The sequence below is a fragment of the Caballeronia fortuita genome (assembly GCF_001544835.2).
GTDB lineage: Bacteria > Pseudomonadota > Gammaproteobacteria > Burkholderiales > Burkholderiaceae > Caballeronia > Caballeronia fortuita.
Map to the genome: position 1 here is coordinate 1 of NZ_FCNX02000012.1, position 15,967 is coordinate 15,967.

Consider the following 15,967-nt stretch of genomic DNA (forward strand, 5'->3'; position numbering starts at 1 on the left):
ATAACTACCGACAATCATCCCGGTCGACCGGCCAAGATGATTGTCGGTAAACCGGCCATGCTGCTTGACGCTATCTAATGCGTTTTCGTATCCCAGTTCGGTAGCTTTCTCCTCGCATAGCACCATGTAGCGAGCGCCGCGATGTGCTGTTGGCCGCTTAACGCACAGACTGCCGCTTGCGCCGGTCAATTCGCATGTCCGGCTGGCGATTTCGCGAGCTCGGTCGATCATTGGATCATTGCGTCGGTTATCGGCGTGCTCTCTCTGAGCAGGAAATGGAGACCCCCGAATTTTGCCTTGACCTGAGTTGCCTCGACGCGAAGCTGAGTATTTAAGGAACCGTAGTTTGTCAGTTCTTTCGACAGCGAGCGGAGCAATGCGTACCAACCGTCGCCGCATTCGAAGCCCCAGCACATGGAGCTTTCCTCCGATGCCCTGGAGCGGCCGGAGTAAAGGTGGGGAAATTCCTCGTACAGCGCCCGCGTCAGGCTATCGTTCATTGCGTATGTCTATTTTCGATGGAGCGGGTTTGACGCGGGCGTCAGAAATCGCGTCAGCAACGGGGCCCTTTCAGATGCTGTACATCTGCATCGTGACGTATCCCACGGTTCGGCAACGTGCGTTGCCGAACCGAGTTCATGTCAGAGCGGGTCCCAGGGAAGCGAGGTTCGCGTGGCTAAGTTGCCGGCCTTCGCACGCCCCTGCGATCCACGGTTCGGTAGTCGAGCAACAAAACAAGGACATGAGAGTGAAGAGTTCTCCGCTCACTCCTACGGGCAACCTTTCTACCAGATAACCGAATTTATCAACGACTACATGTACATGGTCGGAAACGTCTGGGGTGAACGCGACGATTGGAAGCGCGTCGCGCTGACATCACTGCCAAGTCTTCAGATCTTCTCTGCTTGTCCGTTACTGCGCAGCGCTAGAAACGGCTTTTGGTCGTGAAGAATCGTTCACCGGTCGAAATACCGACGTTTTGCCGCGCCGCGTCGCGAATGACAGCGATGCGGCGACCTGCAGCCGCGCAGCGGACGAACGGCGAGCGTCGGCTTTGGCCGAAAGGGCGCATGTCGGCACGCGAGCAGACGGGCGCGTTTCTCTCGAAGAGCGTCGGACGTGGCAAGCTCAGCACGGCTCGAGACACGTACTGGTTGTTGAAGGTCTTGCTCTCGAGACCACGCTGCGGGTGTGCGATCGGTCCACCACGCTTGCTTGTTGCTTGCAACGGTTCGTAGCGAAGTCATAACCGGGGCAGGCGTCGAATCGTCCCGCTTGCACCTCGGTTGCCCGGCTCGCTCGCAATATGTGGATTGAATTTCTCATCGTTGGTCAGCCGAAGGGGGCAGAAATCTACGCACGGGCTTCATTCGCTCGCTCGAAGAACTCTGCTCGGAATCTGTGCGGCAAAGTGCGCAGGAGCATTTTCAGGCGGCCGCATGCAGCCGACCCGGCATCTGCAGCATACATGCTGCTCGCGGAGTGGAACCACGTGACACTCGAGTGTCGTCATTGTGGTTTGCGTAGGACTGGACGCCCGCCTCGCTCCGAAGCGACGTCTAAGAAGGAATGATCCGTCCGAGCTTCAATTTATCGAACAGCGCGAAGAACGCGTCCGGCGTGGACCGATAATCGAGGAAGCCTGCTTTGCGGCTCTTGCTCATGTCGGTCAGCACTTCCATCGGACGTCCGAGATCGGCATCGGTATGCCACCACGACACGAGCTTGTCGATATTGGCTTCCTTCAACTGATAGCGGCTCGCGATGTCCGCCCATTGTTTTCCCGCGTCCTGCATGCGATGTTCGAGCGGACGCGTCACGCCGTCGAAAGGCGCGGGCTCGATGCCGAAATACTGCGCGAGCTGGGACCACATCCATTTCCAGCGGAACACGTCGCCATTGACGACGTTGAAGTCTTCATTGCGTGCATTGGGCGAGGTGGACGCCCACTCGAGATGCCGCGCGAGCAGTCGTGCGTCGGTCATGTCCGTGAGACTGTTCCATTGCGCCGCCGAGCCGGGAAACACGAACGGCTGCCCCGTTTCCTTGCAGAGCGTTGCGTACACGGCAAGCGTGACGCCCATGTTCATCGCGTTGCCTAGCGCGAAACCGATGATCGTATGCGGTCGATGCACGCTCCACCCAAAGCCGTATGTGCGCGCGGCTTCGAATAGCCGGTCTTCCTGCTCGTAGTAGAAATTATCGACGGGTTGCCGGCCTTGTTCTTCCCGAAACGGCGTGAGCGGGACACTGCCTTGCGCATACGCTTCGAAGGGTCCGAGGTAATGCTTGAGGCCCGTGACGAGCGCGGCGTGTTCGAGCTTGCCGGAAGGGCCGAGCGCGTCCAGCACGTGACGCACCATTGCGCCGTTCACTTGAATGTTCTCGCGTTCGGTTGCCTGTCGCGACCATGCAGTGAAGTAGACGTGACTGAAATGCTGCCCCTGCAGCGCATTCGCCACGGATTGTGCGGAAGTGAGATCGGCGATGACGGATTCGACGCCGTCGGGCGCTTTCGTGCGCCCGCGCGAGAGACCGGTGACGTCCCATCCTCCGCGTTCGAGGAGATGTTGCGCAAGATTGCCGCCGACGATGCCCGTCGCGCCGATGATGAGTGCCCGTTTGTTCATGAAGATCAATGTCGAAAGTTAAAGTGTTGGCGGGAAGAGTCTGCGGATGCGCGCTTTCGCCAGCGGATGCGAACTACATGATCGGAAAGGTCCGGCTGTCAGGCCGTATGCCGTCGAAAGCGCATGCCAGTAAGCGATGTACCGCGTCACGGGAGAGCGGTCTGGGGTTGTAATAGGGAGCCTGCATGGCCGCCGTGGCGGCGGCATCGATGTCGGTCAAACGGAGCCCTAGCGCGCCGAGAGACGCGGGTGCGTCGAGCGAGCGGCCAAGGTCGTGCAGCGCGGCCGCGGGTTCTTGCGTTTCGAGTGCCTTGCACAAACGTTCGTTGGCGTCTGGTGCGGCAGGCAAATTGAACGCCATCGAGTAAGGCAGCATCACCGCATGCGTCTCCGCATGCGGTAGATTAAAAATCCCGCCGAGCGTGTGGCAGAGCTTGTGATGCAGCGCCATGCCGACACTCCCGAGAACGGTTCCGCACAACCACGCACCATACTGGGCAGTTTCGCGTGCCGCAGTATCATCTGGCTGCCTGACGATGCGCGGCAAAGCCCTTGCGAGGCTGCGGATGCCTTCTTCGGCGAACAGCGACATCACGGGATTGGCGTCTTGCGCGTAGAGCCCCTCTGCGGCATGCGCAATCGCGTTAAGGCCGCTCGTCGCCGAGAGCGACGCGGGCAAGGTCAGGGTGAGGCACGGATCGTAGATCACGGTGCGCGGCAGCACGCGAAAACTCTTGCCGGTCTTTTTCTCGCTTGCCGAAGTCACGCCGTAGATAGGCGTGACCTCTGAGCCGGCATACGTGGTAGGAATCGCGAGAATCGGCAGCGAGGTTTCGAGCGCGATGGCTTTCGCCAGTCCGAGCGTCGAGCCGCCGCCTGCTGCGACAAGTCCATCCGCACCCGCTGCGAGCGCCGCCGCGACGCCTTCGCGCGCGGTTTCGACGGGTACATGCATGACGGCCCGATCGAATATGTCGGCGCAGCGCTCGGCTGCGAGCTTGCGCACGCGGTCAGCAAGAAAGCGCTGCTCGGGCGTGCACAGCACGAGCGCGCGTCGGATGCACAGTTCGTCCAGCTCATCGGCGAGGCGCTCGATCGCCCCCGTGCCGAAGACAATGCGGCCCGGGCGGCTGGTGTAGGTAAAGGAAATCATGAGGATTGACTCAGGACGAAGTCGAACGAGAGCGTGCTGAATGGCGTGGTCATCACCGTGCCGTCGGGCGCCGTGCCGTGCCCGTGACGGATCCACGGCGCGATCAGTGAGGAACGCACGCCGAATACGGCGTCCGAGTCCAGATAACGATCGCCGTCGCGGAAGACGTGCGTGACGAGTCGGTCATAGCCGGGCGCCGTAATCATGAAATGCAGATGCGCCGGGCGCCAGGGATGACGCCCCAGCGCCTCGAGCATGCGTCCGACCGGGCCATCGTGCGGAATAGGATAGGGCTCCGCGACGATCGACCGAAAGTGATAGCGGCCATCGGCGAGGCTATGTAGCACACCTCTTGCGCGATGCGTCTCGGCGTCGGCTCTCTGGACGTCGTAGAAACCATCCACATCCGCCTGCCAGACTTCGATGCGGGCGCCGCTCACCGGCTCGCCGTCCTGGCCGCGCACTACACCTGACACGAAGCAAGGTTCGCCGCGCGCGCCGTTGGCGACGTCGTCGCCGTTACGATATTCCGGCGCATTGTCCACGAAGAACGGGCCAAAGACGGTTGCTTCCGTGCAGCCATCGGGCTTGCGATGCGCCATTGCCGTCACGAGCATCGACAGGCCCAGCGTATCCGACAGCAAAATGAACTCCTGGCGGCGGTCGTCGGTGATATGGCCGACGTCGGTCAGAAAGCGGATGCCGGCTTCCCACTCGCGCTCGCTCAGACCAACTTCGCGGGCGAAGGCGTGCAAATGCCGGACGAGACTCGTGACAATCGTCTTGAGCCGCTCATCGGCTGCATGTTCGTGGCGGGCAAGTACCGCCTCCGTGATGGTGTTATCGTCGAGGTTTCGCATTGGTTCAATCCGTGACCGTGACTAGCGGTTGTCAACGCGCTTGAGGAACGGACGGATATCCACGCTGCGCCAGATCCCCGCTTCGTTAAACGGATCGTTGCTGTTAAAGCGCATCACCTCGCCGATCTCGTCCGCCTCAAAGAGGAAGAAACTGCCAATCATCGTTTCCTGGTCACCCGCCAGCAGCGGGCCAGACATGACCATCTTGACGGGTGACGTGGCCAGATAGGCCTTGTGTTCTTCGTAATGGGCAAGACGGCGTTCGACCATGTTGTCATGGTCAAGGCAGTAGACGGTGTAGTGCATTGCAACTCCTGGATGTAATGAGCAAAGAATTCAGCGGCGAATCCCGGCTTGCGCCTCGACGGCGCGCACGATGGAGAAGAAATCCAGATCCGCACCGTCGCTCTCTGCGTAGCGCTTGAACTGCTCACGCACGAGCGCAGCGGCTGTCATCGGTACGCCGGCGTCCGCGCCCGCATCGACCACGAGCGACATGTCCTTGAGCATTTGACGCGACGAAAACGCGGGGGAGAAGTCCCGTTTCTTCAGCGGATCGAGCTTGTATTTGACGAGTGGGGACGCCGCGACGCTATCGCCGATGACCTCCAGCATCTCGGCCCAGTCCAGCCCGCCCTTTGTGCCGAGCGTCAGCGCTTCGGCTAGCAGCACGGCGGTCGAGCCGACCAGATGATTGATCGCGAGTTTCAGGTAGCGTGCCTGCTGATCCTCGCCGACGTAATACTGCCGCGCGGACATGGCCTGAAAGACAGGCAACGCGCGGCCGTACGCGTCTTGCGAGCCGGATGTGAACACGGTCAGCTGCGCCTTGTCGGCAAGAACGGTGCTGCCCGACACGGGCGCGCAGATATAGCCGATTCCGCGCCTGTGCGACGCGTCGCGCACTTCGCCCGACGCCGTGGGCGAGACCGTGCTCATGTCGATATAGACGGCACCGTCGTTTGCGTTTTCGATCACGCCATGTGCACCGAGCGCAACCTTACGCAATACGGCATCGTCGGGGATGATCGAGAACACGAGCGGGGCCGAACGCGCGACGCTGGCGAGATCCTCGGCGCGGCGGGCGCCGAGTCGAACGGCCTCGTCGATGCGCGCTGCGTCGACGTCAAACACGGTCACGTGGAATCCTGCGGCGAGCAGATTGCGCACGATCGGCGTGCCCATCTTGCCGAGGCCGATCCAGCCGATCTGTTGTGCGTTGTGTTTCTCTTGCGTTTGCGGCATGTCGTCACCGTACCTGGGGATTGATGAGAATCTTCATCTTGTCGCTGCCCTTGTCGCTCAGCACGTCAAAGCCTTTTTCGACGACATCGTCGGCATCGATCAGGTCGTGGATGAGCTTTTCAACCGGGAATTTGCCGTTCGCAATCATGCCGATGATGCGCGGCCAGATAGTGACGGGATAGCACCACGTTCCCTCGATTCGGATGTCCTTGAGTGACCATTTCATCGGATCGACGCTCGCAGTGCCGACGTGCAGACCTGCCTGGACCACGGCTCCCGCCGAACGCACGGCATCGACGCAGGCGTTCAGCGCATGCTGGTTGCCCGCGCATTCAATCGCAACGTCGACGCCCACGCCTTCAGTCAAATCGCGAATCTTTTGCGGCAGGTCGCCGTCGGATGGATCGAAGATTTCAGTCGTGACGCCGAAGCCGGCCATCTTCGCGGCGCGCGCCGCGTTGGGTTCGCTGACAAATATCTTCGTGGCGCCCGCTGCGTGACAGGCGAGGGCAGCAAGCACGCCAATCGGGCCCGCCCCTGTAATCAGCACGGTCGAGCCGACCGTGACGCCGCCCCGGTCCACGGCATAGAGTGCGACGGCAGCCGGCTCGATCAGCGCACCCTGCTTGTCGCTGACGGAGTCGGGCAGGCGGTTCGCGTGATAGTCGTTGAGCACTGTGTATTCGGCCATACCGCCGCCGTCCCAACTGAGCCCGACGCAACCCATTTTCGTGCAGAGATGGCGCATGCCGCGCGCGCAGTAGTAGCACTGACCACACGACGCGAGCGGCATCACAGAGATACGGTCGCCGCGCTGCACGTTCTTCACGTCCTTGCCGACTTCGACTACCTCCGCACTGAACTCATGACCGAGAACCTGAGGCGCTTTTGCTCCCGTCAATGCATGCGGCTCGGTCGGCACGACGATGGGACCCGCCTGATACTCGTGCAGGTCGGTGCCGCAGATGCCGCACCACAGCGGTTTGACGATCATCTGGCTCGCGCCCATGCTCGTCGGGTCGGGGACGTTCTCGACCCGGATATCGTGCGCGCAGTGAAAACGCACTGCTCTCATATTCGACTCCTTGGTTTAGACGGGCCATTTCGAATGGCCTCATGGGGATCTGGAAAATTCAGCGTTGCCGGCGGCTCACGTAGCACGCCGATGCGCCGATGATGATGACGCCCTTAACGATGATCTGCGCTTGCACGGGCATGCCGATCAGCAGCACGATGTTGAAGACGATGACGAGAATGGCTGCACCCGCGAGGCCGCCGAGCAAGGAGCCGCGGCCACCGGAGAGTGCGAGCCCACCCATCACGGCGGCGACGATCGAATCGAGTTCGAACCCGCGGCCCACCCAGTTGTCGACGATGCCGACGTAGCCCGACAGGATCAGTCCCGCCAGACCCGCGAGCAGAGCGCTAATCACGTAACACGCGATGCGTACTGTGTCGGGACGCACGCCGACCAGTCTCGCCGCCACGGCATTCCCGCCCGCCATGTACACCCGCCGTCCGAAGGTTGACAGATGCAGCAGCGTGCCGAACACGATCGTGCACACGAACAGCAACAGCACGTTGACGGGCACTCCCGCGATCGAGCCTGTTCCCAGTAAGTGAAAGAGCGGCGGTACGTTGCCGGAAGGCGCGCCCTGCGTATAGGCAAAACGCAGGCCGTCAAGCACGACGGCGGTGGCGAAGGTCGCGAGAAACGGCGATACCTGGCGCTTCGTGACGAGCAGACCGTTGAGCAACCCGGCACCGATGCACAGCACGAGCGTGACGCCAAAAATGGATGACGCTGAATGGTTCGTATCGTCGAACGCAGTCGCAATTACGGCCGCCGTCGCCATCACCGAGGCAACGGACAGATCGAGCCCGCCCACGAGAATCACGAACACCTGGCCAATCACGACGATGCCGAGCGGCGCGAACTGCACCAGCATGTTGACGACGTTATCAGCGCGAAGGAAAGTGGGCGACCACGCGCCAGAGAGCACAATCAGCACCACGAGAAACAGATAGATGCCATAGCGCTGCACGGCACGCAGCGACAGCGTGCGCACGGGCGTGGCGCCGCGCGGAGCAACCGAGTTCATGCGAGCCTCCGTTTCTGCTGGACGTTGACGCAGACAGCCGCAATGATCGCGATGCCCTGCACGATGAGCTGATACTGAGAAGGCACGCCGGCGAAGTTAATCAGATTGTTGAGCATGCTAAGCAGGTACACCCCAAGTAACGTGCCAACGACACCGCCGCGCCCCCCGCTCAGAATCGTGCCACCGACGACTACGGGCGTAATCGAAGCAAGCGTGTAGTTAGCGCCAAGATACGGTTGGCCCGAGCCGAACTGGGCGGCGAGATAAATGCCCGTGAGGCCGGCGCAGAGTGACGAGAATGTGTAGACGAACAGAATGACCCTTTTGCGGGGAATGCCTGAGAGGGTTGCCGCATTGTCGTCGTCGCCTACGAGATAGACGTACCGGCCCAGGCGCGTATTGCGCATGAAGTACGACACGCTGGCATAAAGAAGCAGCACGACGGTGGCGGTGACCGGGACGTTGGCGTAGCGTCCATAAGCCAGCGCGTCGAAGCCGTCCGGTACGCTGCCTGCGGGGCCGTTCGCGTAGTACAGGATGCCGCCTTGCAGGATGGCGCCCATCCCCAGCGTGATGATCAGCGGATGCACGCGCAGCCAGAGTACAAGTAGGCCATTGGCCAGTCCCACCACCGCGGACAACGCAATCGCGACGGAAATCGCCATGCCCCATCCGCCCTGTGTCGCATCGGAGATACCGGATGTGAGCGTCGCGGTCACGCTGATGAGCGAACCAACTGACAGATCGATGCCCCCTGTCAGGACGGCGAGCGTCTGCCCGAGCGCGACGAGCGCCAGGCCTGTCGCCTGCTGATGGACGTTCAGCAGATTGGACAGCGTTGAAAAACGGTCGTTGACGTTTGTGCCCGTGACGAACAGCACCGCGATCAGCACTGCGACGATGAACGGCGCTGCATTCTGCGAGACGTGGCGTCTAATGAGCGTACGCATGAGCGCCTCCCGTCTGCGTGAGCTGCGTGCCGCCCGTTGCGAGCGCCATGATGTCGTGCTCGGTCATCTGCTGGCCGCTGACTTCGCCCGCGATACGCCCTTCGCGCATCACCAGCACGCGGTTGGACATGCCGATGACTTCCTGTAACTCGGAACTGATCATCAGGATGCCGAGGCCGCGATTCGTCAGTTCGCGCATGAGGCGATAGATTTCCGCCTTTGCGCCGATGTCGACCCCACGGGTTGGTTCGTCGAGAATCAGCACGCTGGTGCACACCCGCACCCATCGGCTGATGAGCACTTTTTGCTGATTGCCGCCCGACAGCGTTGCGACGCTGCCCGCAGGCCGTGCGCCCGCGATGCCGTATTCGCGGATTGCATCCGCGCCTGCCGTGCGCTCTTCTTTGCGTCTCAGCAACCCGAAACGCGACACGCGTCGCAGGGTAGTCGCCGTGACGTTCTGCGCGACGTTCAGATACATCAGCAAGCCTTCGGTCTTACGGTCTTCCGTGACAAAGCCGAGACCCAGGCGAATCGCCGCTGCTGGCGTCATACGTGTATGGCGCGTGCCCCGCACTTCGACCGTGCCGCGTGCGGGCAGGGCGCCGAACACACCCGAGGCGAGTTCCGTGCGGCCCGAGCCAACCATGCCAGCAAGCCCGACAATCTCGCCAGCGCGTACAGAAAGCGACGCATCAAAGACGCGATTTCCAACGTGCAGACCTTCGACCTTCATGAGCACCGTGCCGCCAGGGGGCAGCGTGGGCTTGGGCGGATAGATGTCTTTCATTTCGCGGCCGACCATCATGCGCACGAGTTCTGCGCGTGTCGTTTCTGACACGGGCTGTGTACCGATCTTGCGGCCGTCCTTCATGACGGTCACGCGGTCGCACAGTTCAAAGATTTCGTCGAGCCGGTGCGAGATGTAGATAATGGCGACGCCTCGCGCGCGCAGCACGCGCAGCCGTTCGAACAGAAGTTGCACTTCCTTGCCCGCGATGACCGCCGTCGGTTCGTCCAGGATGAGGACGCGTATTTCGCTCGCCATCGCCTTGGCGATCTCGACCATCTGCTGGCTTGCGACAGAGAGCGCGCCGACGCGCTCGCGCGGATCGAGTTGTACGCCGAGTTCGTGTAGCAACTTGGCGGCGCGTTCGTTCATCGCGCGATGGTCAATCGTGCCGAGCCGCGTGCGGGGCTCGATCCCCGCGAAGATGTTCTGCGCGACGCTCGACTGCGGAAACAGCACGAGTTCCTGATAGATGATGTGAACGCCGTGCGCCTTTGCGTCAGCGGGGGACTTCCACGCGACGGGCCGACCGTCGAAGCACAATGCGCCTTCGTCCGGCAGATAGGCACCCGCGAGCACTTTCATCAGTGTCGATTTGCCCGCGCCATTTTCGCCGACCAGTGCGTGAATTTCGCCGCAGCGCACGCCGAAGCTCACGTCATCGAGGCTCCTGACGCCAGGGAACTGCTTGACGATACCGCTTACCTGGATGACGTCAGGCGGTGGCGCGGCGCCATCACCTGAAAAACTCGATGTGTGCGCGTTCATTTCTCACCCGGCAGCTTGATCTTGAATGTCGACGGGTTGTAGTCCGCTCCCATGCCGCCGTCGATGATCTTGTCAGGCGGCCCCTTCGCATCGACCACCTGATCGATGTACTGGTCGGGATGCGGCACTGATGCCGTTTCGTCGCCGCGCGTGAGTGCGATTTGCGGGCTAATCTCGTAAATCTTTGGCAACGGTTGACCCTGCATCACCTTGAGGGCGACATCTAGCGACGTGCCGCCCATCGAAGGCGGATAGCCGATCTCGAGTATCGGAATCTTGTACTTCAACGCGAGTTGCAGCGGTCCGTTGAGGTCGGCCGTCGTGTGCGGCGGAATTTCACCGGGCTTGAAGCCAGCGGCAAGGAACGCTTCGATCGAGCCCGCGACGGGCAAGCCGTGCGCGCACCATACGGCGTCGATGGTGTGCCCGTACTTTGCGATCATCGCCTGCATCTGTTGCTTAGCCTTCACGGGGCTCCAGTCGGAGTAGACCGTGTCGAGCACTTTGATGCCGGGATATTGCGAGAACACTTGGTGCGCGGCGGCTTCACGGTCGGCGCTGACGCTGGAGCCCGCTTGGCCCGCGAGCATGATGACGTTGCCCTTGCCGTGAAGCTTCTCGACAATCCACTGCGCCCACATCCGGCCCATCATCGCATCCGAGCCCGTGACGAACGATACAAAGTTATCTGAGGAAATGCGCCGGTCGACCATCACGACGGGAATGCCCTGTTTCATCGCACGCGTAACGACGGGGTCAAGCGCCTTTTGCGTGTTCGCGCTGACGATCAGCAGGTCCACGCCGCGCGAGATCAGGTCCTGGATGTCGGCAGCCTGTTTGGCATCGTCCATGTTGCCGTTGGTAATCAGCAACTGCTTGATCTGGTCAGGATGCTCTGCCGCAGCTTTCATCAGCGAGTGTTGCATTACGACTCGCCAACTGTCGCCGAGTCCCGCATTGGAGAAGCCGATGACATAGGGCGGCTTCTTCTTGAACTTTGCGGTATCGGAGAACGGTATCTGCACTGCGGGATTGAACAGGAACGTGCGCGCTGCACCGGTGTAGTCTGCTCGAGCGGCGCATGAAGCCGTCAATGTGATTGCTGCAGCGGCAAATAAGCTTGCGCGCTGAAAGCGGGTCGAACGACTCATAAGTGTCTCCGTAAATGTTCTAATATCCGTCGGGAGACGCGCGTCGTTGTTCCGACTTTCCAACGCGTCTGACGGTCACATGCGCCGGCAACGGCTTCGATATGGCGTTGCCGCGTCTCAGACACGGCGTGCTTCCCGACGGCGTGACTGTGGCACGGTTGACGGAGCGCATCTAGCAATTGGCATTACTAGTAATGGCAGTAACAGGGAAAGGATGAGGAGACGAAACATGGAAAAACAGCAGCGCCTGAACGAACTGGCCGATTTCCTAAAGACGCGTCGAGCACGTCTTCGGCCCCAGGACATCGACTTTCCGAGCGGCACCCGTCGCAAGACCCCGGGACTGCGCCGGGAAGAGGTTGCGGAGCGCGCCGGTATTAGCGTGACCTGGTATGCGTGGCTCGAGCAGGGCAGGGAAGTGAATGTATCGTTCAAGACGATTGAAAGCCTCGCCAATGCATTGAAGCTTTCGCCGCACGAGCGCACGCATCTGTTCGAGCTGGCCAATCACTACACGCCGCCTGGCCCGTATCCGATTGCGCAGAACGTGACGGACACAGTTCGACGCATGCTCGACCAGCTTGGCAACATGCCAGCGTATGTCGTCGACGGCAACTGGAACTATGTGACGTGGAATGAAGCCGCTGTGCGTGTGTTCACCGACTTTCGGAAGATGCCTGCGGGCCGTTGCAATTTGCTGTGGTTTACGTTTCAGCAAGACGGCGCCCGTTCTCTCTTTCAGGGCTGGGATGCGTACGCGAAATGCGTACTGGCACAGTTTCGTGGCGATTACATCCTTCGGCCTTCCGGTGAGGTTTTTCTGCGTGATCTCGTCGAAGAACTGAGCGACACGGATGCTGACTTCTGCCGCTGGTGGGCGGAACACGAAGTGCTCAAGCGCAGCGACTGGCGGAAGGTGATTGAGCATCCGGTGGCGGGGTTGCTCGAGCTGGATGCGCTATCGCTCGAAGTTCCCGATGCGCCGGGGATGCGCATCATGGTCTACACTCCCGCGCCGTCGACGGATACTGCTCAACGTATCGAGGCGCTGATGAAAGCTAGCGGGGATGCGATTCCTGTTCAGGCGGCAACGGTACTAGATACATTTCGGAAGGCTAGAGTTTCGAAGACAAGGCACGGCGGATGATCAAGATGATCCGCGCCGAGGAAGCATGGTTGCAAAACGACTTCGCGGCGGAGGCGCGCTACTATGAACGAAGTAGCACCAGCAATTTCGATTCTGCAGTCGAGGAAGAGAGCGCGAGCTGCTCAACGCAATTCGCCTTCTTTCTTGGGCGTTACGAGGAAGGCAAGCGCTGGGCCAGCGAAGTCCTGCGTCTCAGAGAAGAAGACAGCGGTCTGCGGACTAATACAGCTGCAGTTGCTTTATCACATCTGGCCGTCGAGGCAACGCGAGCCGGTGCCCCTAATGCCGTCGCGCTAATGGCCGAGGCGGAGAGAATTCTAAAACAACATCACTATTCGGACGCGCTGCTTGTCCTCGATAGGATCAAGTCGGATGAGCAAACGCAGGTGCTCAAGCCAGCCCCTGAGAAAACTTTGCCGGTTCTCAACGCACGCACCTGGCGTCATGACGCTGCGAATAACATTCTTATTGCCGAAAGTCTGAAGCCTTTTAAGGAATAGGCCCGTTTCAGCGTACGTGACGCCGGAGTCGCTCGCGTAACGCGCGTCGGCCAGGGCGGCGGTCCGACGAATGAAGCGCCAACGAGCGATTCCAGAAATCGAGAATGGCGGGCTCGCCTCTCACAAAAGAGCGTCAAGCGCTGAGCCTACCCGCTGATCTGGCGCCGAGACTCGCTTGCATAGTGGCTGCAAAGTGGTTGAAAAAGTCGTTCAGAACTTATATCCCACGGAGAAGAACGTCACGATTGGATCCAGCTTGAGCTTAGATTCACTCTTGATCTGCCCGAGGGCAGAATTCGTCGTAAAGCGTCTTCCCCACCATAGGGTAGGGTAGACGCAGATAAGCGCTTGCGTGCCGTTCACCATTCCGAACAAAACCGCGTCTGGGTGGAATATGCTCCGCAGGAGCGCGACGTCACCTGCATACATGCCCTCGAAGTACTTTGGCAAGACCGAGAGAATTTCTTGATGTGAACTCATTTCGTGCCTTTCCTCGTTGCAGTAGGTGAGATTATGGGCGGCACAACTTGTCGTAGTACAGGTTGGTCGGAGTCCATTGCACAGACAGGCGAGCAGCGCCCAGCGAAGTTTGTTCAGTGGCGTAGTATATCGGTTGCTCAATGCTTCATCCTGTTTACCTGGGCTTTAATGCTGGCGCCGGCGGCCGGTGACAGCGCGAAAGCGGGTTTTCCACTTAGAGCCGACTTAGTCCTTCACCGGCACGTCGGCGTCCGGAGCCTCGCCGAGCGCTGCAAAGGCCGCGACCCTTGATCATCAACGGCTGCGGTTTCGAAAGGATGGGCTTACGGGGGACCAAATGCGACTCGAGCTTCCTGCAATTTGAGATATAGAGGTGCCACGGAGCCCGGCGGTGCTGTGCGCCGCCTAAGGCGTACCTACTCTTGACTTCGCTGTCCGCGTCAGACAACTAGCGTGTCGCGGGTGGTCAAGCCCGCTTTTTCGCACCTAGTACTATTAGAGAACGGATAATCAACTCGACTGAAGGACGTCTATGGACTCGAACGCGAATATCCCTGGCACCGGCTCTGACGCCGCCCTGCGGGTTAGAGCCATTGAAGAAATTCTTACAGAAAAAGGCATCATTGATCCTAAGGCCGTAGACGTGCTGGTCGATATGTTCGAGCACAAAATTGGGCCGCGTAACGGGGCGCAAGTCATCGCGAAAGCTTGGACAGACGCCAATTATAAGAAGCGCTTGCTTGCCGATGCGACTTCCGCCATCGCCGAGCTGGGTTTCTCGGGTCTGCAAGGCGAAAGCATGGTGGTCGTCGAGAACACGGATACGGTCCATAACGTAATTGTATGTACATTGTGTTCTTGCTATCCGTGGCCAACGCTTGGACTTCCCCCGGTCTGGTACAAGTCGGCAGCCTACAGGGCCAGAGCAATCAGTGACCCCCGAGGGGTTCTGAAGGAATTTGGCACTGAGATCGCTGAAAATGTTGAAGTGCGAGTGTGGGACACGACCGCAGAACTTCGATACCTTGTTCTTCCACAGCGGCCAGCGGGCACCGACGGTATGCATGAGGATGAACTTGCCAAACTGGTGACCCGGGACTCAATGATTGGCGTCACAAACGCGCGCGAACCGGCCAACGGCCGAGCAAACTAAGGACTGTCTTCATGAACAGCATCGCAGACATCGGTGGCATGGAAGGCTTTGGCCCGGTTACCCCCGAGCAAAACGAGCCGGTTTTTCATGAGGAATGGGAGCGACGGTGCTTTGGAATGTTTCTCACCTCCGCGGCCGCTATTGGTTACGGCGTCGATGAATTCCGTCACGGGATGGAAAGCTTGCCGCCCGTTCACTACCTCTCGGCCTCATACTATGAACACTGGCTCGGCGCATATGAAAAAATCTTTGCCGACCGTGCTGTGATTTTGCCGGAGGAACTGGAGCAAAGAGTTGCGGCATTGAAGCGGGAGGAACAAGCAAATGCTTAAAGCAGACCAGATTCCCGCCGCAGTTGCGGCTGGCGGTGTATATCGCAACGGCGCAAAAGTTGCTCCTTCTTTTTCGGTGGGCGACCGCGTGAGGGTGAAGAACCATCAGCCTAGTGGCCACACCCGGCTCCCTGGCTATGTGCGACTAAAGAAGGGCATCATCGCCATCGACCACGGGGTGTTCGTCTATCCGGACACAATGGCCCATGGAAACGGCGAGACTCCACAGCACGTCTACACGGTGCACTTCGAAGCAATAGAAGTATGGGGGGAGAAGGGCGTCGCCGGCGATACTGTTCGCGTTGACCTCTTTGATGACTATCTCGAGCGCTGCGAGTAACGATGGCTCTTCTTAACGAGCAGGTGGTCCTTCTCCGTGAGCGCGCGATGCCTCTCTGTGCCGACGGAGATATGGTCTTCAAAGAGCCCTGGGAAGCCAAAGCTTTCGCGATTGTGGTCACGCTTTCGCAAGAAGGGCGGTTCACGTGGTCCGAGTGGGTCGAATGCTTTTCGGCGCATGTCGAACGCGCGACCAACGCAGAGGCTGAAGGAAGAACGGCGCAAACTTACTATGAGCAGTGGGTGGATGCGCTCGAAGAATTGCTTGTGCAAAAAGGAGTAACTTCCGCTGAGCAGATCTACGCTAAGCGCCTTTCAGCATTCAAGCCGTCTCTTGGCCATCCAGTGACGAGAACTTGACCAGCAG

Annotated in this window: 18 protein-coding genes and 1 pseudogene; 6 read left to right on the plus strand and 13 right to left on the minus strand. The window is 60.0% G+C overall.

Going from position 1 to position 15,967, the window contains the following annotated elements; genetic code table 11:
- The 12 genes and pseudogenes from AWB77_RS36650 to AWB77_RS22175 form a co-directional block, all read right to left on the minus strand.
- Positions 1-231: pseudogene (locus AWB77_RS36650) on the minus strand (hypothetical protein); the annotation flags it as partial.
- The gene (locus AWB77_RS22120) at positions 228-500 is read right to left on the minus strand and encodes a hypothetical protein (protein WP_061136597.1); all 273 of its coding nucleotides are present in this window, start codon (positions 498-500) and stop codon (positions 228-230) included. The gene AWB77_RS22120 and the pseudogene AWB77_RS36650, both read right to left, overlap by 4 nt.
- A 1,059-nt stretch (positions 501-1,559) precedes the next feature.
- Positions 1,560-2,630, minus strand: coding sequence for an SDR family oxidoreductase (locus AWB77_RS22130; protein ID WP_061136788.1), 1,071 nt, complete (start codon positions 2,628-2,630; stop codon positions 1,560-1,562).
- 73 nt (positions 2,631-2,703) lie between these two features.
- A complete protein-coding gene (locus tag AWB77_RS22135; RefSeq protein WP_061136599.1) occupies positions 2,704-3,783 on the minus strand; it encodes a maleylacetate reductase in 1,080 nt (359 codons plus the stop codon).
- Positions 3,780-4,643: an intradiol ring-cleavage dioxygenase gene (locus AWB77_RS22140; protein ID WP_061136600.1), complete on the minus strand. Its 864-nt coding sequence runs from the start codon at positions 4,641-4,643 to the stop codon at positions 3,780-3,782. The genes AWB77_RS22135 and AWB77_RS22140 overlap by 4 nt, the downstream gene beginning before the upstream one ends.
- Before the next feature lie 21 nt (positions 4,644-4,664).
- The gene (locus AWB77_RS22145) at positions 4,665-4,949 is read right to left on the minus strand and encodes a YciI family protein (RefSeq protein ID WP_061136601.1); all 285 of its coding nucleotides are present in this window, start codon (positions 4,947-4,949) and stop codon (positions 4,665-4,667) included.
- A 30-nt stretch (positions 4,950-4,979) separates the two neighbouring features.
- Entirely contained in the window at positions 4,980-5,888 is a 909-nt protein-coding gene (locus AWB77_RS22150; RefSeq protein ID WP_061136602.1) for an NAD(P)-dependent oxidoreductase, read from the minus strand.
- Positions 5,889-5,892: 4 nt separating this feature from the next.
- Positions 5,893-6,882 carry a 2,3-butanediol dehydrogenase gene (locus tag AWB77_RS22155; RefSeq protein WP_244158610.1) on the minus strand — a complete coding sequence of 330 codons (990 nt, stop codon included), beginning with the start codon at positions 6,880-6,882 and terminating at the stop codon, positions 5,893-5,895.
- Between the two features lie 139 nt (positions 6,883-7,021).
- A complete protein-coding gene (locus tag AWB77_RS22160) occupies positions 7,022-7,990 on the minus strand; it encodes an ABC transporter permease (protein WP_061136604.1) in 969 nt (322 codons plus the stop codon).
- Positions 7,987-8,940: an ABC transporter permease gene (locus AWB77_RS22165; protein WP_061136605.1), complete on the minus strand. Its 954-nt coding sequence runs from the start codon at positions 8,938-8,940 to the stop codon at positions 7,987-7,989. Before AWB77_RS22165 ends, AWB77_RS22160 begins: the two co-directional genes overlap by 4 nt.
- Entirely contained in the window at positions 8,924-10,498 is a 1,575-nt protein-coding gene (locus AWB77_RS22170) for a sugar ABC transporter ATP-binding protein (protein WP_061136606.1), read from the minus strand. The genes AWB77_RS22165 and AWB77_RS22170 overlap by 17 nt, the downstream gene beginning before the upstream one ends.
- Positions 10,495-11,649, minus strand: a complete 1,155-nt coding sequence (locus AWB77_RS22175) for an ABC transporter substrate-binding protein (RefSeq protein WP_061136607.1) — start codon at positions 11,647-11,649, stop codon at positions 10,495-10,497. Before AWB77_RS22175 ends, AWB77_RS22170 begins: the two co-directional genes overlap by 4 nt.
- Positions 11,650-11,878: 229 nt before the next feature.
- Between AWB77_RS22175 and AWB77_RS22180 the strand changes: the two genes are divergently transcribed.
- Positions 11,879-12,796 carry a helix-turn-helix transcriptional regulator gene (locus tag AWB77_RS22180; protein ID WP_061136789.1) on the plus strand — a complete coding sequence of 306 codons (918 nt, stop codon included), beginning with the start codon at positions 11,879-11,881 and terminating at the stop codon, positions 12,794-12,796.
- On the plus strand, positions 12,793-13,296 hold the full coding sequence (locus AWB77_RS22185) for a hypothetical protein (protein WP_061136608.1): 504 nt from the start codon (positions 12,793-12,795) through the stop codon (positions 13,294-13,296). The genes AWB77_RS22180 and AWB77_RS22185 overlap by 4 nt, the downstream gene beginning before the upstream one ends.
- Positions 13,297-13,506: 210 nt before the next feature.
- On the opposite strand, the gene AWB77_RS37010 is transcribed toward AWB77_RS22185, so the two are convergent.
- Positions 13,507-13,776: a nuclear transport factor 2 family protein gene (locus AWB77_RS37010; RefSeq protein WP_061136609.1), complete on the minus strand. Its 270-nt coding sequence runs from the start codon at positions 13,774-13,776 to the stop codon at positions 13,507-13,509.
- A 532-nt stretch (positions 13,777-14,308) separates the two neighbouring features.
- Between AWB77_RS37010 and nthA the strand changes: the two genes are divergently transcribed.
- The 4 genes from nthA to AWB77_RS22205 are packed head-to-tail and all read left to right on the plus strand — an operon-like array spanning position 14,309 to position 15,960.
- On the plus strand, positions 14,309-14,929 hold the full coding sequence (nthA, locus tag AWB77_RS22195; protein ID WP_061136610.1) for a nitrile hydratase subunit alpha: 621 nt from the start codon (positions 14,309-14,311) through the stop codon (positions 14,927-14,929).
- Between the two features lie 11 nt (positions 14,930-14,940).
- Positions 14,941-15,261: an SH3-like domain-containing protein gene (locus AWB77_RS37220; RefSeq protein WP_208601545.1), complete on the plus strand. Its 321-nt coding sequence runs from the start codon at positions 14,941-14,943 to the stop codon at positions 15,259-15,261.
- Positions 15,254-15,601 carry an SH3-like domain-containing protein gene (locus AWB77_RS37225; RefSeq protein WP_208601546.1) on the plus strand — a complete coding sequence of 116 codons (348 nt, stop codon included), beginning with the start codon at positions 15,254-15,256 and terminating at the stop codon, positions 15,599-15,601. Before AWB77_RS37220 ends, AWB77_RS37225 begins: the two co-directional genes overlap by 8 nt.
- A gap of 2 nt (positions 15,602-15,603) precedes the next feature.
- On the plus strand, positions 15,604-15,960 hold the full coding sequence (locus AWB77_RS22205; protein WP_061136611.1) for a nitrile hydratase accessory protein: 357 nt from the start codon (positions 15,604-15,606) through the stop codon (positions 15,958-15,960).
- The last annotated feature ends 7 nt before the right edge of the window (positions 15,961-15,967 follow it).